The sequence below is a fragment of the Ruegeria sp. CDSC042 genome, assembly GCF_059610745.1.
Genome location: NZ_JBXWOF010000001.1, coordinates 679,424 through 706,207, shown reverse-complemented (window position 1 = coordinate 706,207; position 26,784 = coordinate 679,424). Strand labels below are relative to the sequence as shown.

The 26,784-nt window shown below is 54.9% G+C and carries 29 protein-coding genes; 18 read left to right on the top strand and 11 right to left on the bottom strand.

Going from position 1 to position 26,784, the window contains the following annotated elements:
• Positions 1-71: 71 nt before the first annotated feature.
• The 7 genes from bamA (at position 72) to AC2FHX_RS03545 (ending at position 6,888) form a co-directional block, all read left to right on the top strand.
• Positions 72-2,432, top strand: a complete 2,361-nt coding sequence (gene bamA / locus AC2FHX_RS03575; protein ID WP_281972129.1) for an outer membrane protein assembly factor BamA — start codon at positions 72-74, stop codon at positions 2,430-2,432.
• A gap of 108 nt (positions 2,433-2,540) precedes the next feature.
• Positions 2,541-3,023 (top strand): OmpH family outer membrane protein, encoded by a 483-nt coding sequence (locus tag AC2FHX_RS03570; RefSeq protein ID WP_496700257.1) that lies wholly within the window; start codon positions 2,541-2,543, stop codon positions 3,021-3,023.
• A gap of 72 nt (positions 3,024-3,095) precedes the next feature.
• Positions 3,096-3,569, top strand: a complete 474-nt coding sequence (gene fabZ / locus AC2FHX_RS03565; RefSeq protein WP_496691266.1) for a 3-hydroxyacyl-ACP dehydratase FabZ — start codon at positions 3,096-3,098, stop codon at positions 3,567-3,569.
• Positions 3,566-4,351 (top strand): acyl-ACP--UDP-N-acetylglucosamine O-acyltransferase, encoded by a 786-nt coding sequence (lpxA, locus tag AC2FHX_RS03560; protein WP_271947043.1) that lies wholly within the window; start codon positions 3,566-3,568, stop codon positions 4,349-4,351. Before fabZ ends, lpxA begins: the two co-directional genes overlap by 4 nt.
• 4 nt (positions 4,352-4,355) lie before the next feature.
• Positions 4,356-5,150: an LpxI family protein gene (locus AC2FHX_RS03555; RefSeq protein ID WP_496700258.1), complete on the top strand. Its 795-nt coding sequence runs from the start codon at positions 4,356-4,358 to the stop codon at positions 5,148-5,150.
• Positions 5,150-6,307: a lipid-A-disaccharide synthase gene (lpxB, locus tag AC2FHX_RS03550; RefSeq protein ID WP_496700259.1), complete on the top strand. Its 1,158-nt coding sequence runs from the start codon at positions 5,150-5,152 to the stop codon at positions 6,305-6,307. The genes AC2FHX_RS03555 and lpxB overlap by 1 nt, the downstream gene beginning before the upstream one ends.
• Positions 6,307-6,888, top strand: coding sequence for a hypothetical protein (locus AC2FHX_RS03545; RefSeq protein WP_496691263.1), 582 nt, complete (start codon positions 6,307-6,309; stop codon positions 6,886-6,888). Before lpxB ends, AC2FHX_RS03545 begins: the two co-directional genes overlap by 1 nt.
• Here the strand turns inward: AC2FHX_RS03545 and mnmA are convergent.
• Entirely contained in the window at positions 6,885-8,030 is a 1,146-nt protein-coding gene (mnmA, locus tag AC2FHX_RS03540; protein ID WP_142633898.1) for a tRNA 2-thiouridine(34) synthase MnmA, read from the bottom strand. The two genes, AC2FHX_RS03545 and mnmA, sit on opposite strands and share 4 nt — an antisense overlap.
• Before the next feature lie 129 nt (positions 8,031-8,159).
• Here mnmA and sciP point away from each other — a divergent pair, with 129 nt between their 5' ends.
• The 5 genes from sciP (at position 8,160) to AC2FHX_RS03515 (ending at position 13,825) form a co-directional block, all read left to right on the top strand.
• Positions 8,160-8,453: a CtrA inhibitor SciP gene (sciP, locus tag AC2FHX_RS03535; protein ID WP_281994636.1), complete on the top strand. Its 294-nt coding sequence runs from the start codon at positions 8,160-8,162 to the stop codon at positions 8,451-8,453.
• Positions 8,454-8,535: 82 nt separating this feature from the next.
• Positions 8,536-9,252, top strand: coding sequence for a response regulator transcription factor CtrA (ctrA, locus tag AC2FHX_RS03530; protein WP_496691262.1), 717 nt, complete (start codon positions 8,536-8,538; stop codon positions 9,250-9,252).
• 123 nt (positions 9,253-9,375) lie between these two features.
• Complete coding sequence (gene ligA / locus AC2FHX_RS03525; RefSeq protein ID WP_496700260.1) at positions 9,376-11,502, top strand: NAD-dependent DNA ligase LigA; 2,127 nt, start codon at positions 9,376-9,378, stop codon at positions 11,500-11,502.
• Positions 11,499-13,589 carry an ATP-dependent DNA helicase RecG gene (gene recG, locus AC2FHX_RS03520; RefSeq protein WP_496700261.1) on the top strand — a complete coding sequence of 697 codons (2,091 nt, stop codon included), beginning with the start codon at positions 11,499-11,501 and terminating at the stop codon, positions 13,587-13,589. Before ligA ends, recG begins: the two co-directional genes overlap by 4 nt.
• Positions 13,590-13,651: 62 nt before the next feature.
• Complete coding sequence (locus AC2FHX_RS03515; protein ID WP_496676229.1) at positions 13,652-13,825, top strand: hypothetical protein; 174 nt, start codon at positions 13,652-13,654, stop codon at positions 13,823-13,825.
• Between the two features lie 185 nt (positions 13,826-14,010).
• Here the strand turns inward: AC2FHX_RS03515 and AC2FHX_RS03510 are convergent, their stop codons facing one another.
• Together AC2FHX_RS03510 and AC2FHX_RS03505 are read right to left on the bottom strand one after the other, a co-directional pair.
• The gene (locus AC2FHX_RS03510) at positions 14,011-14,649 is read right to left on the bottom strand and encodes a MarC family protein (protein WP_496700262.1); all 639 of its coding nucleotides are present in this window, start codon (positions 14,647-14,649) and stop codon (positions 14,011-14,013) included.
• A gap of 60 nt (positions 14,650-14,709) precedes the next feature.
• Positions 14,710-15,162 (bottom strand): iron-sulfur cluster assembly scaffold protein, encoded by a 453-nt coding sequence (locus AC2FHX_RS03505; protein ID WP_496700263.1) that lies wholly within the window; start codon positions 15,160-15,162, stop codon positions 14,710-14,712.
• A 48-nt stretch (positions 15,163-15,210) separates the two neighbouring features.
• Here AC2FHX_RS03505 and hisI point away from each other — a divergent pair, with 48 nt between their 5' ends.
• Complete coding sequence (gene hisI, locus AC2FHX_RS03500) at positions 15,211-15,600, top strand: phosphoribosyl-AMP cyclohydrolase (protein ID WP_496700264.1); 390 nt, start codon at positions 15,211-15,213, stop codon at positions 15,598-15,600.
• Between the two features lie 4 nt (positions 15,601-15,604).
• On the opposite strand, the gene gluQRS is transcribed toward hisI, so the two are convergent.
• The 4 genes from gluQRS to AC2FHX_RS03480 all read right to left on the bottom strand — a co-directional run bounded on the left by gluQRS (position 15,605) and on the right by AC2FHX_RS03480 (position 19,537).
• Complete coding sequence (gene gluQRS, locus AC2FHX_RS03495) at positions 15,605-16,501, bottom strand: tRNA glutamyl-Q(34) synthetase GluQRS (RefSeq protein ID WP_496700265.1); 897 nt, start codon at positions 16,499-16,501, stop codon at positions 15,605-15,607.
• Positions 16,498-17,112: a class I SAM-dependent DNA methyltransferase gene (locus tag AC2FHX_RS03490; protein ID WP_496700266.1), complete on the bottom strand. Its 615-nt coding sequence runs from the start codon at positions 17,110-17,112 to the stop codon at positions 16,498-16,500. Before AC2FHX_RS03490 ends, gluQRS begins: the two co-directional genes overlap by 4 nt.
• A 37-nt stretch (positions 17,113-17,149) precedes the next feature.
• Positions 17,150-18,490, bottom strand: a complete 1,341-nt coding sequence (gene trmFO, locus AC2FHX_RS03485) for a methylenetetrahydrofolate--tRNA-(uracil(54)-C(5))-methyltransferase (FADH(2)-oxidizing) TrmFO (RefSeq protein WP_496730460.1) — start codon at positions 18,488-18,490, stop codon at positions 17,150-17,152.
• A 261-nt stretch (positions 18,491-18,751) separates the two neighbouring features.
• Complete coding sequence (locus tag AC2FHX_RS03480) at positions 18,752-19,537, bottom strand: enoyl-CoA hydratase (RefSeq protein ID WP_282021264.1); 786 nt, start codon at positions 19,535-19,537, stop codon at positions 18,752-18,754.
• A 58-nt stretch (positions 19,538-19,595) separates the two neighbouring features.
• Here AC2FHX_RS03480 and AC2FHX_RS03475 point away from each other — a divergent pair, with 58 nt between their 5' ends.
• Positions 19,596-20,039, top strand: a complete 444-nt coding sequence (locus AC2FHX_RS03475) for a PaaI family thioesterase (protein WP_496700268.1) — start codon at positions 19,596-19,598, stop codon at positions 20,037-20,039.
• A gap of 59 nt (positions 20,040-20,098) precedes the next feature.
• Here the strand turns inward: AC2FHX_RS03475 and AC2FHX_RS03470 are convergent, their stop codons facing one another.
• Positions 20,099-20,326, bottom strand: a complete 228-nt coding sequence (locus AC2FHX_RS03470; RefSeq protein WP_142633870.1) for a DUF1127 domain-containing protein — start codon at positions 20,324-20,326, stop codon at positions 20,099-20,101.
• Positions 20,327-20,425: 99 nt separating this feature from the next.
• Here AC2FHX_RS03470 and AC2FHX_RS03465 point away from each other — a divergent pair, with 99 nt between their 5' ends.
• The 4 genes from AC2FHX_RS03465 (at position 20,426) to rpsI (ending at position 23,468) form a co-directional block, all read left to right on the top strand.
• Positions 20,426-21,829, top strand: a complete 1,404-nt coding sequence (locus tag AC2FHX_RS03465) for an aminotransferase-like domain-containing protein (protein ID WP_496700269.1) — start codon at positions 20,426-20,428, stop codon at positions 21,827-21,829.
• Positions 21,830-21,840: 11 nt separating this feature from the next.
• Entirely contained in the window at positions 21,841-22,371 is a 531-nt protein-coding gene (locus AC2FHX_RS03460) for a GNAT family N-acetyltransferase (protein WP_496700270.1), read from the top strand.
• Between the two features lie 147 nt (positions 22,372-22,518).
• Complete coding sequence (gene rplM / locus AC2FHX_RS03455) at positions 22,519-22,977, top strand: 50S ribosomal protein L13 (RefSeq protein WP_113790645.1); 459 nt, start codon at positions 22,519-22,521, stop codon at positions 22,975-22,977.
• Positions 22,978-22,982: 5 nt separating this feature from the next.
• Complete coding sequence (gene rpsI / locus AC2FHX_RS03450) at positions 22,983-23,468, top strand: 30S ribosomal protein S9 (RefSeq protein WP_271947073.1); 486 nt, start codon at positions 22,983-22,985, stop codon at positions 23,466-23,468.
• A 102-nt stretch (positions 23,469-23,570) separates the two neighbouring features.
• Here rpsI and AC2FHX_RS03445 read toward each other — a convergent pair whose 3' ends face one another.
• The 3 genes from AC2FHX_RS03445 to AC2FHX_RS03435 all read right to left on the bottom strand — a co-directional run bounded on the left by AC2FHX_RS03445 (position 23,571) and on the right by AC2FHX_RS03435 (position 26,783).
• The gene (locus AC2FHX_RS03445) at positions 23,571-24,659 is read right to left on the bottom strand and encodes an SGNH/GDSL hydrolase family protein (protein WP_496700271.1); all 1,089 of its coding nucleotides are present in this window, start codon (positions 24,657-24,659) and stop codon (positions 23,571-23,573) included.
• A gap of 153 nt (positions 24,660-24,812) precedes the next feature.
• The gene (locus AC2FHX_RS03440) at positions 24,813-25,478 is read right to left on the bottom strand and encodes a YrbL family protein (RefSeq protein ID WP_496700272.1); all 666 of its coding nucleotides are present in this window, start codon (positions 25,476-25,478) and stop codon (positions 24,813-24,815) included.
• 144 nt (positions 25,479-25,622) lie between these two features.
• A complete protein-coding gene (locus AC2FHX_RS03435) occupies positions 25,623-26,783 on the bottom strand; it encodes an ABC transporter substrate-binding protein (protein ID WP_496700273.1) in 1,161 nt (386 codons plus the stop codon).
• Position 26,784 lies beyond the last annotated feature (1 nt).

The following is a 26,784-nucleotide window of genomic DNA, read 5'->3' as shown; positions in this document are numbered from 1 at the left end:
TCGGCTTTTGACAAGGCCAGACAATCCCGTTACTCAGCTTTAAAGTCTTAAAATTCTGGGTAGAGAAAAATATGACCGACAGGCGAGGCGCAGGCACATCCTGCGGGGGGCAAAAGCCGGTAAACAAGATTTTGTGGCAGGCCCTAACATTCTTTTTCTTATTTGCCACAGTTAGTTTGCTGTCACTGCCGCAGGCTGCTCAGGCGCAAAGCTACACCATCAACTCGTTCGAAGTAGAGGGGAATAGGCGCATCGAGACATCGACAATCATTGCACGTTCGGGAATCGAACCTGGGCAGACGGTGACAGCTGGACAACTCAACGATGCCTTCCAACGGCTGCTTGACAGTGGTGTTTTTGAAACAGTCGATTTGACCCCTCGTGGCAGCACTTTGGTCATCAAAGTTCAGGAATATCCTACGATCAACCAGATCAGCATCGAGGGTAACAAGAGGCTTAAGGATGAGCTGTTGCTCAATGCCGTTTCGTCTCAGCCCCGCCGGGTCTTTACACCTCAGGTCGCTGAAGCTGACGCAGACATGATTGCCGAAATCTATTTGGCTCAAGGACGTGTTGCAGCAACCGTCATCCCCAGAATCATCCGCCGCAGCGACAATCGGGTAGACCTCGTTTTTGAAATCTCCGAAGGTACGACGATCGAGGTTGAGCGCGTAAGCTTTGTTGGCAACCGGGCCTATTCCGACCGGCGTCTGCGCCGTGTGCTTGAAACCAAGCAAGCCAATTTCCTGCGTACGTTCCTGCGGGGCGATACTTTTATCGCTGACCGGATCGAGTTCGACAAACAAGTCATCCGTGATTTCTACTTGTCGCGTGGCTATGTCGATTTCCGCGTCAACAGCGCCAATGTTGAATTCACGCGTGAGCGCGACGCGTTTTTCCTGGTGATGAATGTAACCGAAGGTCAGAAATTCTCATTCGGCAAGATCACCACCGTGAGCGAAATACCCGGTGTGGATGCGGCCGAATATCAGGCCGCACTCAAGGTCAAGCCGGGTGTCACCTATTCTCCTTCACTGGTCGAAAACTCTATCGCCAGGCAAGAGCGTTTGGGCATTCGGCAAGGGGTGGACTTTCTGCGGGTTGAGCCGCGCGTCACGCGCAATGCACGTGATCTGACGCTGGATGTTGAATTCGTTCTGACCAAAGGACCGCGTATCTTTGTCGAGCGTATCGACATCGAGGGCAACACCACCACGCTTGACCGCGTGATCCGTCGTCAATTCGACACCGTCGAGGGTGATCCTTTCAACCCGCGTGAAATCCGGCAGGCGGCTGAACGTATCCGGGCATTGGGCTATTTCGCCGTCGCTGATGTTGAACCGCGCGAGGGTTCGACGCCCAGCCAAGTGATCGTGGATGTCGACGTCGAAGAACAGCCAACAGGCTCGCTCAGCCTCGGTGGTAGCTACTCGATCTCTGACGGTTTCGGCATTGCGATCGGCCTAAGTGAGTCAAACTTTCTAGGCCGTGGACAGACCGTCGGGGTTACGATTTCGACCGCACAGGATTCAGAAGAGTACTCCCTGAATTTCACCGAACCCTATCTTTTGGGCCGCAAGCTTCGCTTTGATCTTGGTCTGGGTTTGGCGTCGACCGACTCCAGTTTTGCCAGCTATAACACCGAGCGTGTGTTCTTTAACCCTCAGTTGAGCTATGCGATCGGAGAGCTGTCTTCGTTGCGCGTACGCTATGCCTGGGAAAACAGCGAGATGAAGCAGCAGGACAACGAGGCAAACGGCGCGGTCATCGCCTCTGAGATTGATCAGGGTGAACGCACGACCAGTTCTCTGGGTGTGTCCTATGTATATGACAGCCGCCTTGGTGGGCTTAACCCCAATGCCGGTGTTTTGTTTGAGGTTGGCCTGGATGCCGCTGGGCTGGGTGGGGACAACAAGTTCTACAAAACCAGCGCACGCGGGATTGCCCAAACACGCGTTCTGAGTGAAGAAGTCGTTCTTCGTGCATCGCTTGAAATGGGTGCAATGCACTGGACTGGCAACGATTTCAGCCGGACGTTGGATCGCTTTGTGTTGGGCCCCAATAAATTCCGCGGGTTCGAGCCAGCGGGTTTGGGGCCACGGGATCTGTCAAATGGTCAGGATGACGCTATCGGCGGGAATTACTATTGGGTCGCGCGTCTGGAGTCGGACTTTCCTCTGGGCCTGCCCGAAGAATTGGGCCTGCGTGGAGGCGTGTTCTATGATTTCGGTAACCTGTACAATATCGACGATGTAAACACTTCGGGTGCCAACATTGTTGGTGCGGATGGGTCTATCCGTCATGTTCTGGGTGTTGCAGTCCTATGGGAAACACCGTTTGGCCCACTGCGCTTTAACTTTTCGCAAGCGCTCAAGAAAGAGGACTTTGACAAGGAACAGAATTTCGACCTGACCATTCAGGCGAGGTTCTGATCTCGGATGCGAGGTAGTCTTCAAACCTATATGCAGGGCCCCATTCGGGCCCTGTGTCTTTTTCTGACCTTAACCCTGGCAGGACCGGTTACCGGACAGCAGCTTGGCGTGACACAAGCCAGCGTCCTGACAATCTCCAGCGAACGGCTGTTTTCTGACTCGGCGTTTGGACGTCGCATTCTCAGTGAGATCGAAGCAGAGGGGACTCTGCTGGCTGCTGAGAACGAGCGGATCGTTGCAGAGCTCAGCGCGGAGGAGAAGGACCTCACCGAAAAGCGCACCTCTCTGTCTGCTGAAGAATTTCGTCCCCTCGCAGAGGCGTTCGACAGAAAGGTTCAGAACCACCGAGAAGGGCAGCGCGCCAAGCTTGATGCCCTTGCTCGTCGCAGTGAAGATGCACAACAGATGTTTTTTGAACTCGCCCGCCCAGTATTGATCGATCTTTTGCGCGAATCTGGCGCCTCGGTCATTATTCAACGCTCCAGCGTGTTTCTCAGTTCGGATCTGTCCGATGTGACAGATGCCGCCATCACCCGAATTGATACAGCCATTGGTGATGGAACAACACTTGACGAAGGTACAGGCGAATAGGTTTGCTTGCCCTCGGGTCGCGGTGTTGCTAACCACATTGAAAAGAGAAATCCAGAACAGGATATCAGAACTATGAGCACGGACACCAAAAGCGCCGACATTCAGCTGATTCAACGGATATTGCCGCACCGCTATCCGTTTCTGCTGGTCGACAAGGTGGTCGAGATTTCAGGCTATCAGTCAGCGGTCGGCATCAAGAACGTCACTATGAACGAGCCGCATTTCCAGGGCCATTTTCCTGGTACACCGATCATGCCTGGTGTGACCATTGTTGAAGCAATGGCGCAGACCGCAGGTGTTATGCTTGGCGTTGGGATGGATGTCATCGACAGCGACTTGTTGATCTATTTCATGAATATCGACAAGTGCAAGTTCCGCCGCAAAGTCGTGCCCGGTGACGTGCTCGAGATGCATGTTGAAACTGTGCGCGGCAAGAAGGGTGGCAAGATTTTCAAGTTCTCTGGCAGGGCCACGGTTGATGGAGAGGTCGCAGCCGAAGCTGAGTTCTCAGCCTATGTTGATTGGGACATGGAAAAGACAACATGAGTGGCATTCACCCTAGCGCAATCATCGAAGACGGTGCTCAGATCGGAGAGGGCTGTGTCATCGGCCCTTTTTGTTTTGTTGGTTCAAGGGTGCGGTTGAAAGACCGGGTAGAACTGAAATCGCATGTTGTTGTTACTGGTGACACCGAGGTGGATGAAGACACCATAATCTTCAATTTTTCGGTCATCGGTGAAATCCCGCAAGACCTTAAGTTCGGCGGTGAAGATACGCGGCTGGAAATTGGCAAACGAAACCGTATCCGTGAACATGTAACAGTGAATTCTGGAACAGACGGCGGTGGCGGTGTAACCCGGATTGGCGATGACTGTTTGCTGATGGCTGGTGTTCACGTGGCTCACGACGTTCAGATTGGCAATCGCGTGATCATGGTGAACCATTCTGGTGCCGCGGGACATTGCATTATCGAAGACGATGTTATCGTCGGTGGGATTTCGGGTTTGCATCAATGGGTTCGTGTGGGCCGAGGGGCGATTATCGGCGCGCTGACGATGGTGCCCAACGACGTGATTCCTTATGGGCTTGTTCAAGCGCCTCGCGGCGAGCTGGACGGCCTGAATCTTGTTGGCCTCAAACGGCGCGGAGTCGCACGGGCTGATATTTCAGCTTTACGCGCAGCGTTTCGCGAATTGTCCGATGGTGACGGAACTTTTATGGACCGCGCCAAGCGCTTGGGTGAAGATGCCGAAAGCGAATATGTCCGCGAAATCGTCAATTTCGTAACCGGCGATTCGGATCGGTCCTTTCTGACACCGAGGAAGTAACATCATGTTGGCACTGATCGCGGGAACAGGTGTGTTGCCGGACGAAGTGGTTTCCTGTCTGGCTGAATGGCCCTTGATCTGCGCGATGGAAGGCTTTGCCCCGGATACTCTGTCTGCTGACATCGTTTTCCCGCTGGAACAGCTTGGATCATTCATCGCGGATCTCAAAACCCGTGGCGTAACTGAAATCTGTATGGCCGGAGCGGTTAAACGTCCCGCCGTTGACCCGTCGCGCATTGATGCCGCGACGATGCCGTTGGTGCCTATTCTGGTGCAGGCGATTCAATCCGGCGATGACGGCGCATTACGGGCTGTCATTGGGATATTCGAAAACTCAGGCCTGAATGTCCGTGCCGCGCATGAGATTGCGCCTGAACTGCTGCCTCCGCTTGGTTGTTTGACAGAAGCACAGCCCTCAGACGCGGATCGCGCAGATGCGGATCGGGCATCCAGTATCCTGCGTGCCATGGGGGCAGCTGATATCGGCCAGGCCTGTGCAGTTTCCAAAGGGCAGGCTTTGGCGATCGAAGGAATTTTTGGCACCGCATGGATGCTCGAGTCTCTGACTCAACGGCCCGATGCGGGGGGTGGGGTGCTTTTCAAGGGTCCAAAGCCTGATCAGGACTTTCGCGCGGATCTGCCAGCTATTGGACCTGAAACCATTTCCAGCGCCGTCGCAGCTGGTTTGTCCGGGATCGTGATCGAAAAGGGCGGGGTGCTTGTATTGCAGCGACAACGTGTAATTGCTGAGTGCGATCGCCTGGGTTTGTTCCTTTATGTGCGTGAGCGAACCAACTGATGCGGGTGTTTCTGGTCGCCGGCGAACCTTCGGGCGATCGATTGGGCGGCGCGTTGATGGAAGGGCTACGTGCCCTTGTCCCAGATGTTACATTCGACGGGGTCGGCGGACCATTGATGCAGGCCCAGGGTCTGAACAGCCGCTTTCCGATGTCCGAATTGTCAGTGATGGGCTTGATCGAGGTATTGCCAAAATTCTTTCACCTCAAGCGCCGGATATCTGAGACAGCGCAGGCCGTTCTGGACACCAAACCTGACGTATTGATCACCATCGACAGTCCGGACTTCTCGTTGCGCGTTGCCAAGTTGGTCAAAGCAGCAAGCGATACTCGAACCGTCCACTATGTGGCCCCCAGCGTTTGGGCCTGGCGACCGGGGCGTGCGGATAAGATGGCCAAGGTCATCGACCATGTGCTGGCGTTGCTTCCGTTTGAGCCGCCCTATATGGAACGCGCCGGGATGGAATGTGATTTTGTTGGCCATCCGGTTGCAAGCGAACCCATCGCGTCTGATCGCGATATCCAGGAGTTTCGCGCCGCCTATGATCTTGGGGAAGCTCCGCTGGTTCTTGCCTTGCCGGGGTCGCGCAAGGGTGAGGTTGACCGTCTGGCCCCTGTATTCGGTCAGGCCTTGGGGCAGTTCGTAGCCGACCGGCCGGGTACGCGGGTTATTGTTCCGGCGGTTGCGCATATGGTCGAGGCCGTAACCGAACATCTGCAGACATGGCCAGGCAATCCCGTCGTGATCGACCCGCGCAATGTTCCGACCGAAGAGGCGGTTCAGCAGAAACGCGCAGCCTTTGCCGCAGCGGACCTTGCTCTGGCGGCATCGGGTACCGTGTCGCTTGAACTTGCAGCTCAAGCAACACCCATGGTGATTGCCTACCGCCTCAGCTGGCTGACCCAGAAACTGGCAGTACGTATGGTCAATCTGGACACGGTTACATTGGTCAATCTTGTCTCGGAAACGCGTTCCATCCCGGAATGCCTGCTGGATGACTGCCTGCCGGACAAGATTGCCGTAGCGCTACGAGAGGTCGCCCTGAAACCTGACGCGCAGCGCAACGCGATGGATCTGACAATGGAGCGCCTGGGCCGTGGCGGCGACGCCCCTGGTTTCAGAGCCGCAAAGGCCGTGTTGGCCAGAATGCCGTCCTGATGGCCGAGTTCATCCTCTTTGGTTTTTCGGCCTTTCTGGCATTGATACTGACCAATCTGGATAATCTTGCCGCCTTGGTGGCGCTGATCTTGGTGTCAGGGGATATACGGGCCGTCTTTGGCTTTCTGTTCGCACAGGCCTTGGTGATTTCGGCGTCCTTGCTGTTCGCCATGGGGATCGAGGGCGTAATACCGGGCTGGGCCGGGTATCTGGGGATGATCCCGCTGACACTGGGCTGTCTGGCCGCCATCCGCCAATGGCGCGGGCAGGGCGTCGACACTCCTGCGCATCTCGAAGCCGGAGCATCAATTTTGGTGACAACCTTACTGTTTACCAGCCTGTCGATGGACACTTTGGCCGTTCTGGCGCCGTTATTGGCGGATTCAACGCCAGGCTTTCGGATCGCCGGAGCCTTCGGCGCAGGGCTTGCCGTGGTAGGATTGGCCACGCTGGCGCTGCTGGGCGCCAAATCTCCGCTCATCAGTGGTCGCATCGCGCGCAAGCTTGAGATGCTTGTTCCTTACGTGATGATCTGCGCTGGTCTTTATATTCTCAGCAACTCGTGGACTGACGCAGTTTAATATCCGCGCCAGATCCAGCCGCCGCCAAAGATACGGCTGCTATCGGACGCATAGAAAACACAGGCCTGACCGGGTGACACACCTTCTTCCGGGGTCAGCAATTCGACTTCGGCCGTAGTGTCCGAAAGCGGGCGGATGATGGCCTCACGCGGGGGTCGGGTCGAGCGAACCTTGACCAGGACGTGCCATTCATCGCGTGACGTAAACGGCTCATCGCCCAGCCAGTTGATCTCACGCACCGGAATAGTGCGGGTGGCCAACATCTCTTTGGGGCCAACCACAACCTGTTTCTTGTCGACATCCAGCTTCACCACGTAAAGCGGGTCGCTGAGGCCTCCGATACCAAGCCCGCGGCGCTGACCAATGGTATAGTGGATTACCCCGTTATGCTGGGCCAGCACACGACCATCCGCATGAACGATCTCACCCGGTTCCGCCGCGCCGGGGCGCAGCTTTTCGATGACGCTGGCATAGTTGCCGTTGGGCACGAAACAGATGTCCTGACTGTCGGGCTTGTCGGCAACAGCCAACCCATATTGCGCCGCCATTTCGCGCGTCGCGTCCTTGGACGGCAGGTGGCCCAGCGGAAAGCGCAGGAAATCCAGCTGTTCCGGGGTGGTCGAGAACAGGAAATAGGATTGGTCGCGGTTGGCATCCTCGGCGCTGTGCAACTCTGGCCCGTTGGGGCCTGTCTTGCGCTGAATATAATGGCCGGTGGCCATGCAATCAGCCTCAAGATCCTTGGCGGTTTCCAGCAGGTCCTTGAATTTCACCCGTTCGTTACAGCGAATGCAGGGAACCGGCGTCGCACCGGCCAGATAGCTGTCGGCGAATTCGTCGATCACGGCGTCCTTGAAGATGTTCTCATAATCCAGAACGTAATGCGGAAACCCGCGTTCCTCGGCCACGCGGCGCGCATCGTGAATGTCGATACCTGCACAGCAGGCCCCCTTTTTGGCCAGCGCAGCACCGTGGTCATACAGCTGCAGGGTGACGCCGATGACGTCATACCCCTGATCCGCCAAATGCGCGGCCACGACCGAGCTGTCCACGCCTCCGGACATGGCAACTACCACCCGCGTTTCAGACGGGGGCTTGGCAAAGCCAAGAGAGTTCAGCGGTGTCTCGGTGTCGAGGGCCATGACGGTTCCAGTACGGGTTAAGAAAGACCGGCAGAATATAGGAAAATTCTAGATACTCTCAAGGGGCGGTTTCACAACACATTAAGTAGCATGGTGTCAGCTTTGTCGCAGCACGAAGAGGACCGAAAGATGTATTTGCACAAAGTAGAGGGGCCCAGGTCGGTAACCCTGCCGGATGGAACGGTTTTATCCCGGGCTGATCTGCCGCCAAAAGAGACAACCCGCTGGGTGGCATCCCGTAAAGCGATTGTAGTCCGTGGCGTTCTTTACGGATTGATTACGCTTTCAGAAGCCAAAAACCAATATGGCCTCAGCGATGAAGAATTTAATTCCTGGGTTTCTGCGGTCGCAGAACACGGAACGGACGCTTTAAAGGTCACCACGATAAAAAAATATCGACAACCTAAAGGAGAGTGTGAATAAATGATTCAACGGTAACGTCAGATTAACCATTTTTGAGCAGGCTCGATTTTAATCGGTAAATTGAGCTGAATTGGAGCAGTAAATGCGTATACTTCTTGTCGAGGATGATCCAACCACGTCCAAAAGCATCGAACTGATGCTGACACATGCCAATCTGAACGTATATGCGACAGATTTAGGCGAAGAAGGGATCGACCTCGCAAAACTTTACGATTACGACCTGATCCTCCTTGATCTCAACCTTCCGGATATGAACGGGCATGAAGTGCTGCGCCAGTTGCGGGTTGCGCGGGTGGAAACGCCGATCCTGATCCTGTCGGGGGCCGACGATACAGAAAGTAAAATTAAAGGCTTCGGATTTGGTGCTGACGATTATCTGACCAAACCATTCCATAGAGAAGAATTGGTTGCACGTATTCACGCCATTATTCGCCGCTCAAAAGGGCATTCTCAATCCATAATCCACACCGGGCGCGTTGCAGTGAATCTGGATGCGAAAACCGTCGAAGTGGAAGGCAAGGCTGTTCACCTGACCGGCAAAGAATATCAAATGCTCGAACTTCTGAGCCTTCGAAAGGGAACAACCCTGACTAAAGAGATGTTCCTTAACCATCTCTATGGGGGAATGGATGAGCCCGAATTGAAAATCATTGACGTCTTTATCTGCAAATTGCGCAAAAAACTTAGCAATGCCACCGACGGCGAAAATTATATCGAGACCGTCTGGGGCAGGGGATATGTGTTGCGAGATCCTCAGAAAAACAGCGTCGATGAACCTCGCATTGCGGTTGGCGCCTAGGCGCGCAAGTTTTTCGTCGCCAAGGGTCCGGGGCGACACCCTCGCTCACTGAACAGCACGTCTGGACCTAGCCATGCCCTCGCCCTATCACTGAACTCCAAGAACATTTGACGGGGCGAGGGCATGAGCAATTCCATTTCTGTATCAGACCTGACGGAAGATCAGGCACGCAATGAACTGGCGCGGCTGGCTGGGCTTTTACATCATGCGAACGCATTGTATCACCAGAAAGACGCCCCCGAGATTTCTGATGCCGACTATGATGCGCTGAAACTCAGAAACTCAGAAATCGAGTCGCGATTTCCGCAACTCAAGCGATCTGACAGCCCATCGGATATCGTTGGTGCCCGCCCCGCCGATGGGTTCTCCAAGATTTCACATGCCGTGCGCATGCTGTCTTTGGGCAACGCTTTTCAAGACGAAGACGTCTCTGATTTCGATCGGTCCGTCCGAAAATACCTAGGGTTGGATGACGAGACGAGTTTGAGCTATACGGCTGAGCCCAAGATCGACGGTCTCTCCCTTTCGCTTCGGTATGAGAGGGGTAGGCTTGTCCAGGCGGCCACGCGGGGAGACGGAGAAGTCGGGGAAAATGTTACCGCAAATGCGCTAACCATATCGGATATTCCACAGGTAATCACCGGCGCACCAGACATCCTTGAGGTTCGCGGCGAGGTCTATATGTCTCACGACGACTTTGATCGTCTAAATGAGAGCCAGTCCAAGAAAGGCGAAAAAACCTTCGCCAACCCGCGAAATGCCGCCGCAGGATCCCTTCGTCAGTTGGATTCCGCAATTACCCGTTCTCGTCCCCTCAAGTTTTTTGCTTATGCCTGGGGGGAGCTGTCTGAGCCTCTGGCAAGCACCCAATACGAAGCCATACAGCGCCTGAAGGAATTCGGATTTTCAACCAACCCGCTAACCCGTTTATGCGCGGATACAAAGCAGATTCTGGATCACTATCGCAGCATCGAGCTGCAGCGCGCGACGCTTGGATATGACATTGATGGTGTGGTCTACAAGGTAAACGATCTTGCGCTGCAATCACGGCTTGGGTTCCGGTCCAGCACACCACGTTGGGCAATTGCGCATAAATTTCCGGCCGAGCTTGCCTGGACCCGTCTTGAAGCGATCGACATTCAGGTTGGCCGCACCGGCGCGCTGAGCCCGGTGGCCAGGCTGCACCCGGTTACTGTCGGCGGTGTGGTCGTGTCGAACGCAACGTTGCACAACGAAGATTACATTTCTGGTAAAGACGCAAAAGGCGGCGAGATACGCGAAGGCAAAGACATTCGGATCGGCGACTGGGTTCAGGTTTATCGCGCCGGCGATGTGATCCCGAAGGTTGCCGATGTCGACATTTCGAAACGTCCGGATGATGCCGAAAAGTTCATCTTCCCGGAAAAATGCCCTGAATGTCACAGCGATGCGATCCGCGAGGAAGGTGACGCGGTCCGTCGCTGTACCGGCGGCGTTATCTGCCCTGCACAAGCCGTTGAGAAATTGAAGCATTTCGTCTCACGCAAGGCCTTTGATATCGAAGGGTTTGGAGCAAAGCAGATTGAGATGTTCTATGACGATCCCGATCTGCCAGTTCGGACCCCGGCTGACATTTTTACTCTGAAACAACGAGATAGTGCAAACCTGAACAGGCTGGCTAATCGCAAGGGATGGGGGGCGCAGAGCGCCACCAATCTGTGGCAAGCGATTGATGAAAAACGAGTTATTCCACTGGGTCGGTTGCTGTTTGCACTGGGCATTCGACATGTCGGCGAGGCAGCGTCGAACCTAATCGCAACGCATTACGGATCATGGGATGAGCTGGAAAAAGCGGTTACCATAGCGCATAGTCAGACCGGGTCAGAATGGGATGAGCTGCTGAACGTTGACGGTGTTGGTGAGGTTATGGCCCGCGCATTGGTTTCAGCCTTCGCCCAACCTGCCGAACGGCAGAGCATCGACGATCTTGTGGCTCAGCTTGATGTCCAAGACGCGAAACGGCCCGATACCTCGGGCAGCCCTGTTGCAGGAAAGACAGTGGTTTTTACGGGAACGCTTGAAAAGATGACCCGCGCCGAAGCCAAAGCACGTGCCGAGGCACTGGGCGCTAAAGTGTCGGGGTCAGTGAGCAAAAAGACCGATCTTTTGGTTGCAGGACCGGGCGCTGGATCAAAGGCGAAAAAGGCGGCTGAGCTTGGGATCGAGACGCTCGACGAAGATGGCTGGTTGCAGCTGATCGACGGCAAATGAGTGGTCGGCCCGAATCTCTGTTCCCGCTGTTTTCGCGGCTGGAAACGCTTGACGGCGTGGGGCCGAAAACGGCTCAGGTCTTGGCGCAGTCAGGTGTCGAGACCCCGCGCGACGTCTTGTTCGGGCTGCCTTATGCGGTGATTGATCGGCGCAGGCGCGATACCATTCAAGGCGTCGATTTGCCCTCGACGCTGACCGTAGAAGTCACCGTTGGCATCCATCGCCCCCCTAGAAACAAGGGAGGTGCGTATCGTGTCCATGTTGAAGACAGCCAGACTGAATTTCAGTTGGTGTTCTTTCATGCCCGCGGCGATTACTTGCAAAAAGTGCTCCCTCAGGGCGCGCGCAGGGTGATTTCTGGCAAGTTAGAGCTGTTCGACGGGATCGCTCAGATGGTCCACCCGGATCACATGCTGCCGCCAGCGGATGCGAAGGATATCCCTGAGTTTGAACCTGTCTATCATTTGACCCAGGGGCTGACCCAGAAAACTGCCTTCAAGGCGGCGCGTAGCGCGGTTGCACTCTCGCCGGAATTGACGGAATGGATTGATCCCGCGCAGGTCGCAAAAGAGAACTGGCCAGACTGGCTGAGCGCTGTACATGCAGCGCATAATCCGCAGGGTGCGGATGATGTAGCGTCTTTTTCTCCAGCGCATGAGCGTTTGGCCTATGATGAGCTGTTCGCGCATCAACTGACCTTGGCATTGGCCCGCCAACGAGAGCGCAGGGTCAAGGGGATCGCCAGCGCTGGTACGGGCAAGCTGCAATCCCGTGTGTTGTCGAACCTGCCATACAAGCCCACCAACGCCCAACAGCGCGCTATTCAAGAGATCGCCGGGGATATGGCCTCCGATACGCGCATGAACAGATTGCTTCAGGGGGATGTTGGGTCCGGCAAGACTCTGGTTGCGTTCATGGCACTGCTGGTCGCGGTCGAGGCGGGCGGGCAGGGCGTCATGATGGCCCCTACCGAGATACTCGCTCAGCAGCATCTGGAAGGGTTGCGCCCCCTCGCCGAAGAGGCGGGCGTGGTTCTGGAAATCCTGACCGGTCGCGACAAGGGGGCGGATCGGCGTGCCAAGCTGTTGGCGCTTCAACGGGGTGATATTCACATTCTGGTGGGCACTCACGCCGTATTTCAAAGCGATGTCGCGTTTCAGGAATTACGGCTGGCAATCGTCGACGAACAGCACCGATTTGGGGTCCGTCAACGCATGGAGCTGTCGGAAAAAGGCAGGGGGGCGGACGTTTTGGTCATGACAGCAACGCCTATTCCACGCAGTCTTGCCCTGACTCAATACGGTGACATGGACGTGTCCGTGCTTGATGAAAAGCCGCCGGGGCGAAAACCTGTCAAAACAGCGGTTGTGAGCACTGAACGGATTCAAGAAGTTGTCTCGCATCTGCAAAAAGCTATTGCTGAGGGCCGCCAATGCTATTGGGTCTGCCCGCTTGTCGATGAATCCGAAGTATCGGATCTGACCGCTGCCGAGGAACGGTTCAAAAGGCTGCGTGCCATTTTGGGGGACGGGATAGTGGGGCTGGTTCACGGCCAAATGCCGCCCGCCGACAAAGACGCAGCGATGAAGGCATTTCAGCAGGGGCAAACCAAAGTTCTGGTGGCGACCACGGTAATCGAGGTTGGCGTGAATGTTCCAAATGCCTCGATCATGGTCATCGAAAGGGCCGAGATTTTTGGCCTGGCGCAGCTGCATCAGCTTCGCGGTCGTGTTGGGCGAGGCGAGGCAGAATCGACATGTCTGCTGATGTATCAGCCACCCCTCGGCGAAGGGGGGCGCAAAAGGCTGGAAGTTCTGCGCGAAACAGAAGACGGGTTCAGAATCTCAGAGACGGATCTGCAAATGCGTGGAGCGGGCGATCTGATCGGTACCGCGCAGTCAGGTCTGCCGAAGTTCCGTATCGCCGATTTGGAAAGGCAGGCCGGTTTGATGGCCATTGCGCAGTCTGACGCAAGGGCTCTGCTGGGCGTGGACGCCAAACTTGAAACGCAAAGGGGCAAGGCGGCTCGTGTTCTTTTGTGGCTGATGAAACAGGATCAGGCAATCCGTTTGATATCAGTTGGTTAGACGAAAAGAGGAACATTAGTTCACAAATGTTCTCAAAAAGTTCTTTACCAGGACATCAAAATATGAGAACAAAAGGTCAACAAAGGATTAAAACCCTGACCGGAGGTACCCATATGCTGACCCAGATCAAGACCACCCTAAGTCGTTCCCAGTCGACGCTGCTGCAGGACGCAGCAGGTGCGGTTGCACTGGTGGTCATACTTATGGTCGCACTTCATCTTCCCGGAACGTATTAAGTCTTTCTGCCTGCGATCTCGTGCCGATCACGCCGCGCTTGTCATCCCCATTTCAATCAAGGGTGACCTGCCTGTCCCAATACCCTTGAAGGGCCATGCCTCGGCCCCGCGCGGATATCCGGACCCCACATGAGAAACGCATTACCTGCCGCCGCCCTTTCCGCCCGAAAGGAGCGGCGGTTTTTTTAAAGCTGGCCGGTTTTCATAATTTCCAACAACGCCGACAGAACCGAGTTTACTGCGACCGATGCCAGGATCATCCCCATGACACGACTGATGATGGCGGCGCCTGAATGGCCGATCAGCCGAATGATCGGTTCGGCCAGCAACATCAGGACAAAGGCAATCGCAACAACCGACAGCATGACCAAAGCAGTGATCCCCTGATCAGCAACACTGTACCTGTTGTTATCGGTCAAGATGACGATGGCCAGCATCGCACCTGGTGAGGCAAGCGAGGGGACGGCAAGAGGAAAGATCGCTGGGTTGTGTTTGTGGAGTTCGTCTTTAATGTCGTCCTTGGCGGCGCGCTGCTCGACTTCCTGTTTGGGCTCGCCAAAAATCATGGTCAGCGCGAACAGGAAAAGGATAATGCCGCCAGCGACTTGAAAAGAGTTCAGGCCGATATCCAGCGCCTCGATTAGCAGTTGCCCGAAGACCAGGAAAAACAACAGAATCCCGGCGCTTATAAGCGAGGCCACAAGCGCCATCTTACGGCGTGCGGCGGCCCCAAGCCCTGCAGTAACGGCGATGAAGACCGGGATTGTTCCAATCGGATCAATAACAACCCAAAGCGTGACAAAATGCTCAAGTAAACCGTTCAAAACTGAAATTCCCTTCGTTTATTCCGAAAGGCTATAACGTTTTGCCCGTCAAAACCATGTTTAGGCGCAATTTGCGCGTTCCGCCTGTTCAAACGCCTCTGCGGTTGCATCAAGAACCAGCAGGATCGAGGCATGGCGGTTCTTATATTCCCGTGCGGGCATCAAAACCTCTAGCCCATCAAATGGGGCCTCGGGTGCCGATCCATCCTTTTTCAGCATCGCGGATAGTTGCTCGCGCGCCTTTTCGACCTGAGCACGCGTTGTGCCGACGATCGCCCCGCCAACGACCGAAGCAGAGGCCTGTCCCAGGGCGCAGGCTTTCACGTCCTGACCGAATTCTGCAATCCGGCCATCCTGAACTTTGACATCAACCGTGATGGTCGACCCGCATAGGGGCGAGCGTTTTTTCACCGTAGCGTCAGCGTCATCAAGCCGGCTTAGATGTGGGATGTCAGCAGCAAGGGCCAGAATTCGGCCAGAGTATAGCTTTATCAGGTCATTCTCGCCGGACATGGCTTTCCCTCGTTGAATGTTCCCAATACATAGTGGCCATCCACCGGGATGCAAAAGGTTTTTGTCATGTCTTCCTCAGTCGCGTTCGATGCATCGAGTTTGAAATTCAACGAGGCCGGGCTGATTCCAGCCATCGCTCAGGACGAAAATACGGGCGAGGTATTGATGATGGCCTGGATGAACCAGAGCGCCATTGAAAAGACGCTCGAAACCAGACGCGTTACCTATTGGTCCCGCTCGCGCCAGTCATTCTGGATCAAGGGCGAAAGCTCGGGCCATGTGCAGGAATTGGTTGATCTCCGCGTGGATTGCGACCGGGATTGCCTGCTTGTCCTTGTGCGCCAGACCGGCCCGGCCTGCCACACCAACCGTCGATCTTGTTTCTACACAGCGGTCAGAGACGGGGACGAGGTCGAAATCATGACCCCCATGACCTGATTGGTCAAAGCCCCACCATCGCCCGAATATCTTCGGGCGTCGCCTCTTCTTCGCGAAACTTGGCAATGGCACGCGCATCGTCGCGTTTAGCCAGCCGTTTGCCGGCCTGATCGCGTATCAGGCGGTGATGCAGGTAGATCGGTGTCGGCAAACTCAACAGCGTCTGCAGCAGAACGTGGATACGTGTGGCTTCGAACAGATCCTGACCGCGAACCACATGCGTAACTTTTTGTGCAGCGTCATCCAGAACGACCGACAAGTGATACGACGTGCCCATATCCCGGCGCGACAGAACGACATCCCCAACCGTTTCCAACATCTCTGCCTGTGTGAACAGGACACAGCCGGATTCAGCGCCTGGACCTTCTCCAATCTCTTGAAACCATGCAGTGTTTTTATCGATCTGAAACAGGCTGGATGTTTGTTGCAAAGCTTCGGCCATATCCAATCGCAACGGAATATTCAGCGGGCGTGGTTGACCCGATGAACCCTGTTGTTTCCAACGTGTGCGACACGTCCCCGGATAGATAATCCCGTCCGGGCCAAGAAGTGGGGCTCCTTCCTGGGGAGCGCTGGCCGCGTTGACGATGTCTTTTCGGTTGCAGCTGCACGGGTACAGCAGCCCCCGCGACCACAGATAGTCTAGCGCGACATCATAGGTGGCAGCTCGTGTGGATTGGCGGAGCACCGGTTCCGGCCACGACAGGCGAAGCCAGCGCAAATCATCGTAAATCTGAGTTTCCCATTCTGGACGCGAGCGTGAGCGGTCGATATCCTCGATCCTCAGCAAAAACTGGCCATCCTTCGACTTTGCAAAATCATGGGCCAACATTGCCGAATAAGCGTGGCCAAGATGCAGCGGTCCTGTAGGTGATGGTGCAAATCTGGTTACTAAAGTCACACTTTTTCAACAATATAAACGTCAGACTTCATGTCCATTCCCGGAAGGTGCGGGCCGTATTCGCGGAATAGCAATCGTGCCGCGCCCATATCCAGCCAATCACTGAGGCGAACGGTATAGCTGTGATCTTCAAGTGTATGATCATTGAAGGAAAAAGCAATAACCCCACCCGACGGCAGAGCGTTGATGAGCATATCCAAAGTCTCAGGTGGCGCGGCGCCGACGCCGATAACCCCGATCGCCGTGATGACCTTATACGCGCCAGCCTGCAGCGGATTGGGATCTGCGATGTCAAAGCAAATCAGGTTGCGATAAACCCCTTTGGCCTTGGCGCCCTCTAACATCTGCGGGGTGGGGTCTATTCCATCGACGACCTCAAACCCGACCGCGTTCAGCGCGACACCTGACAGGCCGGTACCGCAGCCATAGTCCAGAATTGGGGTTTTGGGCTCGGGCAGTTGCGACCAGAGAGCCCGGGCGATACGTCCCGGGGTCGCATAACCGTTTGACCCAACCTCATCATCATAAGACGAGGCCCATTTTTGATAATGTGCTTTGGTCGCCTGAGGCGAATCCAGCCCATAGACATCCTTTAGGAATTTATCGCTCATACCGATATGTTAGGACGTCGGGGCCGGACCCGTCCAGTCACCAATGCGCCAACCACTTGGTCCATTCTTCCTTGGCCCGGTCAGTATAGGCCTTGTAGCGGTCTTTTCGGCCACGCCGACCGCCTTTTAACCCATCGACAGGACGGAACAGACCGAAATTCACGTTCATAGGCTGGAATGTCTTTGCCTCGGCACCGCCAGTGATGTGGTGGATCAAAGCGCCCATGGCACTGTCCTGCGGAACTTCGGGAACGGTACGGCCCAACATCTCGGCAGCAGCCAGACGTCCGGCCAAAAGACCCATCGCGGCGCTTTCCACATAACCTTCGACACCGGTAATTTGACCAGCGAACCTGATATTGGGCTTTGATTTCAGTCGCATCTGGGAATCCAGCAATGTCGGAGAATTGATGAACGTATTGCGATGAATACCGCCCAGCCGCGCAAAACTGGCATTCTCCAACCCCGGAATCATGCGGAACACATCGGTTTGGGCTCCGTATTTCATCTTGGTCTGAAAGCCGACAATGTTGAACAATGTTCCTAGCGCGTTATCCCGGCGCAGTTGAATCACCGCGTGAGGCTTTACCTCGGGCTGATGCGGGTTCGTCAGGCCGACCGGCTTCATCGGTCCGTGGCGCAACGTTTCACGACCGCGCTCGGACATAACCTCTATCGGAAGACAGCCATCGAAATAGCCTGCGGTCTCTCCTTCATGGAACTCGGTCTTATCGGCGGCCAGCAGGGCGTCGATGAAGGCGTCGTACTGGTCTTTGTCCATCGGGCAATTCAGATAAGCGGTCCGCTCTTCTTCGGTTTCGCCCTTGTCATACCGCGATTGCATCCACGCTTTGCTCATGTCGATGCTGTCTGCGTAGACGATCGGTGCAATGGCATCAAAGAACGCCAACGACTCGGCGCCGGTTTCCGCGCGGATTGCTTCTCCCAATCCAGCAGACGTCAGTGGGCCGGTGGCGAAAATCCATTGGCCGTCATCGGGCAGGGCGGTCACTTCTTCGCCAGTGATTTCGACAAGGGGGTGAGCCTTTAACTTGGCCGTCACAGATTCCGCAAACGGATCGCGATCCACAGCCAATGCGCCCCCGGCCGGAAGTCGGTGCGCATCTGCCGTTTTCAAGATCAACCCTTCGGCCTCGCGCATTTCCCAATGCAGCAGTCCAACGGCGTTCTGTTCGTCATCATCCGACCGGAATGAGTTCGAGCAGACCATCTCGGCCAAGTTGCCGGTCTGATGCGCAAAAGTTCCGACTTTTGGGCGCATCTCGTGAATCACGACCTCGACGCCCATTTCCGCCGCCTGCCAGGCAGCCTCGGACCCGGCCATGCCGCCGCCCACGATATGCAATTTCTGTGTCATAAGCTGCCACATAGGGCACAGAAGATCGCAACGCAACACAGCAGCGATGGCGCACGGGAAATCATGTTTTCAAGGGATTTTTGGGGTCGCCGATGCGGGAATGTCTGCGCCAGTGAGAGAAACCAGCTCGGAGGGACCTTCCGCCCACGGCGACCCAAAAAGTGTTCAAGGCCTTAGCCTCGTCTCAGCATTGCCACAGTAACGCCCATTTGAAAAGTCCAAAAATGGCGACATTGCGGAAAAATATGCATGACAAATTCCTTATTGGCTCCAATTTGGATCTCTTTTTCCGATAAATGCAGATATTCCTTCTTCGGTATCCCGATGCATCATATTCTGAGCCATTACCTCGCCGGTATAGGAATAGGCCTGATCCAATGGCATATCCAACTGGCGGTAGAAGGCCTGTTTTCCGACTTTCACGGCAGATCCCAGTTTTGAGGCAAGCTGCTCGGCCAGTGAAACAGCCTCATGCTCCAACAGCATTTCTGGCACCACACGATTGACAAGACCCAGCTCAGCAGCTCGTGACGCCGGAATGAAATCTCCAGTCGTCAACATCTCGAAGGCGTGTTTGCGTGGAATGTTTCGGCTAAGAGCAACCATTGGGGTCGAACAGAACAGCCCGATATTCACACCGTTTACGCCAAACCGCGTCCCTTCAGCAGCTACAGCAAGATCGCAGGTTGCAACCAACTGGCATCCGGCCGCCGTAGCAATGCCGTGCACCTGGGCAATAACCGGCTGCGGAAGCGACTGAATTGAAAGCATCATTTTCGCACAGCGATTGAATAGGTCCTGGAAATAGGCTTTGCCGCCGTCTTCAGATTGGCGCCCAGCTGTCATCTGTTTCAGATCATGACCCGCACAAAAAGCTTTGCCTTTACCAGAAAGGATCACCGCCCGGATGGAACTGTCTTCGCGCAGGGCATCAAGTTCAGTCTGTAGCGCAGCCAGCATTTCGTCACTTAGGGCGTTGAGTCGGTCTGGCGCATTCATTGTAAGCCTAGCCACGGCGTCTGCGTCATTTCGTTCCAGAATTCCCATCTTGCCCTCCGATCTGATGTGAGGCCAACTCTAGGTCGGCAAATCCAGGAGGGGAAGTATGTCATTGGCAATGAATCGGGAGGAACTGGAAGATTATATGAGCCAAATCTTCCCCCAGGTCAGTCAGGATTATTCGGTCCAGGATCTGACCGAAGAGTCCATCGTCATGAGACTTGCCGTTGGCGACCGTCATTTGCGCCCCGGTGGGACTGTCTCGGGGCCGTCTATGTTTGGATTAGCTGATGTAAGCGTTTACGCACTGATCCTGGCGCGCAGGGGCCAGCAGTCTCTGGCCGTGACAACCGGTTGTTCAATGGACTTCATGCGTAAACCGAATGGAAATGCAAATTTGATTGCGCACTGCACCTTGCTGAAGCTAGGAAAAACCCTTGCCGTAGGTGACGTTCTAATATTTTCGGAAGGGTCAGACAAACCCGTCGCACGCGCAACGATGACCTATTCTTTACCACCAGAGGGGTCAGCTGCGGCAGCTTTTGGGTGAAAAAATGGCCGGGATAAACCCGGCCAAGGAAGAGGTCCCATATAGGGACTGGGGATTACCTAGCCCTGCCAAAAAGGGCGTTCGATCTCTCGTCTGGCCTGATAATTAGTCAGGCCCACATCCTTCAGCAGCCTGTCATCGAGATTGGACAAGTTAATTCGGCTGCGGCGTTGCCGCTCCCATTTTGTGACCGTCGCCGCAAACCGCACGGCCAGTGCGGCAATCAGCGGCAGCCGGGGGCTGTCGTTAAGCGCTATCAGGGCGGGGTTGTGCATTGCGCGTGTCATCTTGGGGTTCCTTTCAAATTGTATTGACACAAACGTTATATGTTCGGTATAAACACTTGATACATTCAGAATTGTTCTGCAATCAAAGGAAGAATTGTAATGGATACAATTTGGCCAGAGTCACTGCCTAAATCCAAAGGGCCAAAATATACACTGGTCGCCGATACAATTCGAAAAGCTATAGATAACAATATTTTGGAAGTCGGTACAAAGCTGCCGCCGGTGCGGGAACTTGCCTATAGGTTACAAATCACACCCGGCACCGTTGCGCGCGCCTATACGATACTCACAGACGAAGGTCTGCTCAGCGCCGAAGTAGGACGTGGTACATTTGTGGCCCCGCCCAAGGCGCCTCTGCTCGATGATGTCTGGGCTCGGCAACTTCATCTCAGAGATGACAAATATGAAGCCAATGTCAGCCTGTTCAGCCCAAGGCTCGCCGATATGGGGCAGGTGGCCCTGATCCGCGAATGTATGCAGAAAGTGGCACAATCCGATCCACGCCTGTTTATGAACTATCCAACCCGCGATGCGTATAAACCTATGCGACAGGCTGTTGTAGAATGGCTTTCCGATTTGCCATTGGGACCAATTTCGCAGGACGATATCGTTCTGACCCACGGCGGACAAAACGGCCTTTGCCTTGTATTTCAGACAATATTACGCGGACCAAAGCCGATCGTTCTGGTTGAGGATCTGTCATACGCAGGGTTCCGACGGGCCGGTGAGTTGATGCGTGCAGAGGTCATTGGCGTAAAGATGGACAAATGGGGCGTGGATCCCAACGCTATGGAGCATGTCCTTCGCCAGTCGGCGGCGCAGGCCATATGTGTCTCACCCGAGGTTCAAAATCCGACCGGCTCACATACGCCACTGGAACGCCGCAAAGAAGTTGTGGAAATCGCGCGGCGGTTCGGCGTCCAGATAATCGAGGACGACTGCTACCGCATGGGTGATGCAAGAGCGCCCAGCTATCGCGCCCTGGCGCCGGAAAGGGGATGGCATGTGTCGTCGATCTCGAAGATCTTGACGCCCGCACTGCGTGTCGGGTTTGCCATAGCGCCGCGCGAGCGCAGCGTTGATCTGCGCCGTTCAGCGGAATATGGCTATTTTGGCCTTGCTCAGCCGCTTGCCGAACTGGCGCGGCTGATGTTGTCTGATCCGCGGACGCGCCAAATCGCAAAAGATGTCCGGACCCGGATGGGGGAATATGTGCGCGTGGCCGTAAACGCCCTGGGTGGGTTCGACCTGAACTGGGCCTCAGATGTACCTTTTGTCTGGCTGAACTTGCCTTCTGGTTGGCGAGCAGCTGCGTTCAGCCGCGCAGCCGAGCGAGAGGGAATTCAACTGCGGTCTGCCGATGAGTTTGCTTTGCGTGACGGGCGCGCACCCAATGCGGTTCGTATAGCCATGAACGGGCATGTATCGTTGGATCAATTCGAAGACGCAATGCAGCGTCTCAGGCGTCTGCTGGATAATCCACCCGAACAGATTTCGGTGTAAGGGGACGCTTAATGGATATTCGGGAAATGCGGGGCAGGGGATTTGTCGTCACACCTATGCTCAAAAGTGACTTCGAAGACCTGCACCTTGCAGCCAGCGATCCGTTGATTTGGGCCGGGCATCCCGCCAAATCCCGCCATCAGAAAGAAGTTTTCGCCCCTTATTTCGATTTTCTGTTGAGCGCAGGTGGGTCAGTGACAGTACGCGAAGAGGCGACAGGCCGGGTCATCGGGTGCTCTCGCTATTATGAGCCTCCCGAAGTTCCCGGGGGCATCGGCATCGGATACAGCTTTATCACCCGTGATCACTGGGGCGGAGCCAGCAATCGGGCGATCAAATCGCTGATGGTAAATCAGGTGTTCGGCGAACTGGATGAGGTCTGGTTTCATATCGACCCAACCAACTTGCGATCACAAAAAGGGACCGCGAAACTTGGGGCGCGGTACATTGATACCCAGCAACTTGTTCTTGGTACCGGGGCTGGGAAGTGGATGCGTTGGGTATTGACGGAAAAAGATTGGCAAAAACATGGGGTAAAATAATACCTATTTTGTAATACATTGTTTTTGCTAAGTTAAAACTGATTTGCGTGTATTGACCCGCCATTCGCGTGGGTTTAAACCCCATCCATCGAATTCGGACCGCTCCGTATGGGGGCGGTCTTTCACATCAAACAGGACTATCCTGCCATGAAAACCTTTTCTGCAACACCTGCAGACATCGACAAGAAATGGATCCTGATCGACGCCGAGGGCGTTGTTCTGGGCCGCCTTGCCTCGATCGTCGCCATGCGTCTGCGTGGCAAGCACAAAGCGTCGTTCACCCCGAACATGGACATGGGCGACAATGTCATCGTGATCAACGCTGACAAAATCCAGATGACCGGCAAGAAGCGCGAAGAGAACTTCTACTGGCACACTGGCCACCCGGGCGGCATCAAGTCGCGCACCAAGCAGCAGATCCTCGAGGGCAAATACCCCGAGCGCGTCGTGACCCAGGCGGTCAAGCGCATGCTGCCGGGCAACCGCCTATCGCGTCAGGTTATGACCAACCTGCGTGTTTATGCCGGTGCCGAGCATCCCCATGAGGCGCAAGCGCCCGAAGTTCTGGATGTTGCATCCATGAACAAGAAAAACACCCGGAGCTAATGACCATGGCTGATCAGATCAATACTCTCGAAGAGCTGAGCGCCGTAGCAGGCGTTGAAGTTGTGGCCGAAGAAGTCATCGTGCGTGAACCCGTACGCGACGAACTGGGTCGTGCCTATGCCACCGGCAAGCGTAAAGACGCTGTTGCCCGTGTTTGGATCAAGCCGGGTTCCGGTAAGGTCACCGTGAACGGCAAAGACCAGGACGTATATTTTGCACGCCCCGTTCTGCAGCTGATCCTGCGCCAGCCGTTCCAGGTTGCCGGCGTAGAAGGTGAGTTCGACGTTGTCGCAACCGTCAAAGGCGGTGGCCTGACCGGTCAGGCCGGTGCGGTCAAGCACGGCGTGTCGAAAGCGCTGCAGCTGTACGATCCCAGCCTGCGTGGCGCACTGAAAGCCGCTGGCTTCCTGACCCGCGACAGCCGCGTTGTGGAACGTAAGAAATACGGTAAGCGCAAAGCGCGTCGTTCGTTCCAGTTCTCCAAGCGTTAATCGCTCGTACGAACTTTTAAGACTGTTTCAAACGGCCGCACAATGTTGCGGCCGTTTTTCTTTTGTTGATAAGGATTTGGGGTGCCGAATCTGTTGTCGAACTCAGCCGGCTGTTTTGGTTTCGATCAGCGGGGCCAGAATCTGGAACATGAATTCGGACAGAACCCTGTTGCCGTCCGCATTCAGATGGCCATCGTATCGGAAATACAGGTCTTCACCCTTGGTGCCGTATTCCTCGGCGAGGTAGGGCAGCGCTTCGTGCCACTGAAATCCTTGCTCGGCCACCACACCCTCCATTAGGCGGTCGGGTAGGCCGGGATCGACCTCGGGATCGGAAGATGTTTTCGCGGCCTGAAGAACCTGAAACAACTGTGGGACAGACACGACCACAAGCTCGGATCCCTGCGACTGAGTGAAGGCTGCCATGCGGGAAAACACCTGCTTTGTCGTCTCGACTTTGGCTTGAAACAGATCGCTCATCGGGGTGGTGAAAAAGGCCTTTCGCGGCGTCATCAGGTACAGTTGGGTATAGGTCTGATCGTTCGCCATCAGCATTCGCTTTAACAGCGTAACCGAGTGTAGCGAGGATTTCTTGATATTCCCCGAGCCTACAACCGAGCTGACATCGCTAAAGGCGACATCAACGCCATCAACGGTCCGAATGGGCTCATTTGCGAACATATCATTGGGAAGAAAGGTAACCAGCACGATATCAGGGTCATATTTTTCGCTTAACCGCTCGAGATACAGCGCCTGTTGAGATGTGTTATATCCCGGAACACCTGCGTTGATCAGCTGAACAGGCATGCCTTGATCCAGGAACTTCTGGGCCAAGAGTTCTGGCCAGATATCGCCCAGCTCATTTGATGCGCCGAAGGTAAAGGAATCTCCCAGCAACAGGATCTTGATGGTTTTTCCATCGTCTAATGCACTGGCTGGAAAGCGGGTTTCACGAAACCCGTTTTCGTCGACTTTATACTCGACCGTGAACTCTGGTGCATTGATGGCGACGACAGTGTTTGGCCTGTTCGTATGCCCGACGACCGGGTCCTTTAATCCAAGTGGACCACCCTCTGGATATGTTGTCAGAACGCCTTGTGGTGACAGCCAACGGATGCCCAGCTCCACACCAGCAAGAAGCGTTGCAGAGATCATCACGATGATCAGAAAGTTCAGAATTTTTGACCGCATTTTTTATCTAACTACCTAGAATACCATTTACCGAATTGGTCCCGTTATCGTTGTAATGACGAGGACGCACAAAAAACATTTCTGAATGTTGAGATTAACAGCCCGCACACGTCAAGCGTGAGACGAAAAGAAAGTCACTCCAACACGGATTTGTCAGTCCGCTTCACGTCCTAAAGCCTGTTGAGCCAAAGCAAGGAATTTCTGCCGAGTCTGGTCGATCTTTCGTTTGTTCAGGCTTGGGAACCACCTGCGAACTGGGATCGCCTGCTTATTTCCGAAACTGTCTATCCAGACCCATCGTCCTGAGCCGTCGGCCAACGTCTGATAGACGATGTTGCCGGGGTTCTGGTTACTGACCAAAACGTTCTCTTTGACCAAAATGTCAAAATGCGCGTTCAAAGAATCCAAGTGATGCGGCATAAGGCGACGGCTTTGGACCAAACCAATAAGGCTGGGCGATAGCTGTCCGTCAGGCTCGGAAATCCGCTCGTACATGAGCGCCAGACCCAGGTCCGTCTGAACCACACCTCGCACCTCACATACGGGGATAGGAGCAGCGGATTTCTGGTGACGCACCATAAGATCAAACGACTCGTGAAACTCGCGCAGAAATCCTTTGAACGCCGTCGAGCGTCGAAACATCCGATCAAACCAGGTATCCGTCACAAGATGAGCTTCGTCATCTATCGTCTGAGGTTGCGGGATCTTCAGAAGAGTGTCCGGCAGATCAGGGTGTTGATAGACAAATTGCCGATTACCCTGCGCGATGATCTTACGATCTTTCAACGACAACAGATTTTCGATTCGAGTTTTTTCCATTTCGCCTAACTATAGCGGTTTTGCATTGGAACCAATTATCCGCAGGTGGATAGCCCAAAACAAAATGAAAAAGCCGTCCGTATTGGAACGGACGGCTCTTGGTTTCTAACGCCTGAATGCTGATCAAACTCTGTTTTTCAGACGTTACTCTTCGTGGACCAGCTTCCAAGCACCGTTTTCAACAACGCTCACAAACACCGTGTCAGCACCTTGGTGGTCGTCCGGAGAAAACGAGATGTGATTTCCAACCAGTTCGTCGTTGTAGTCGAGTGTCTCCATCGCAGCGATAAAGCTGTCATGAGTCAGATCGGGGCCGGCGGCGTCCAGCGCCTTAACCATCATTTCAGCCGCAGAATAGCCCAACATCGCAAATCCAACGGGGTCTTCGCCTGTTGCAGCCTTATACTCTTCGATGAAGGCTGCAGGGGCCGGTTGATCCGCGCGGGCCCACAAGTCCAGCCATGAGGCGGCGGCATAAAAACCATCCGTCACGCTACCCGGCACCTGGGCAACGACGGTCAGGAAGCTGGCTGATGTTCCCAAGAATTTCATATCCGTTAGACCCATCTTTTTGGCGGTGCCAACCACAGTGATCGCCTGCCGAACCCCAAGGGCCATGGTGACGATGTCGCAGCCTTCATCTCTGAGCTTGCTCAGAGAGCCCACGAAATCGGTCTCATCGGGCTTGTGGGTGGTTTCTGTGCCAAAACCGATCCCAGCCTCTTCGGCACCCGCCTTGCTGCCTTCCAGAATCTCCTCGCCGAAATCGGTGGGCAGATACATGGTGCAGACTGTTTGCGATCCGAATTCGCTGGCCAGATAGTTCACGCCGACACGCGCCTGATCGAAATAGGTGGAAAAGGACGTGAATTTGTTGCGCACTGGTTCTTGCAGCATTTTCTGCGACGACGTCAAAGGCGCGACATTCGGAATGCCCTTGGGATCCAGCAGTTTGAATCCGGCCAGGTTCATCGGCGTACCCAGAGATTGCAACATCGCAAACACCTTGTCGCGGTTCAGCAACTTGTTGTAGCCCTGCATCGCGCGCGGCATCTGATAGCCATTATCCTCAACCACAAAACGGATGGTCCGACCGTGAACACCACCTGCAGCGTTCACGCGGTCGAACACCACATTGGCGCCTTTGGTGGCTGGGACACCAACAGCGGCGAAGATTCCGCTCAGATCATTGACCGAGCCGATTACGATCTCATCATCCGTAACACCCTGTGTCTGAGCGCTGGAGAGTGTCGCGACAGCCGTCAAAACTGTGGCAGCGGACAGCCGTTTAATCAGATTCCTCATT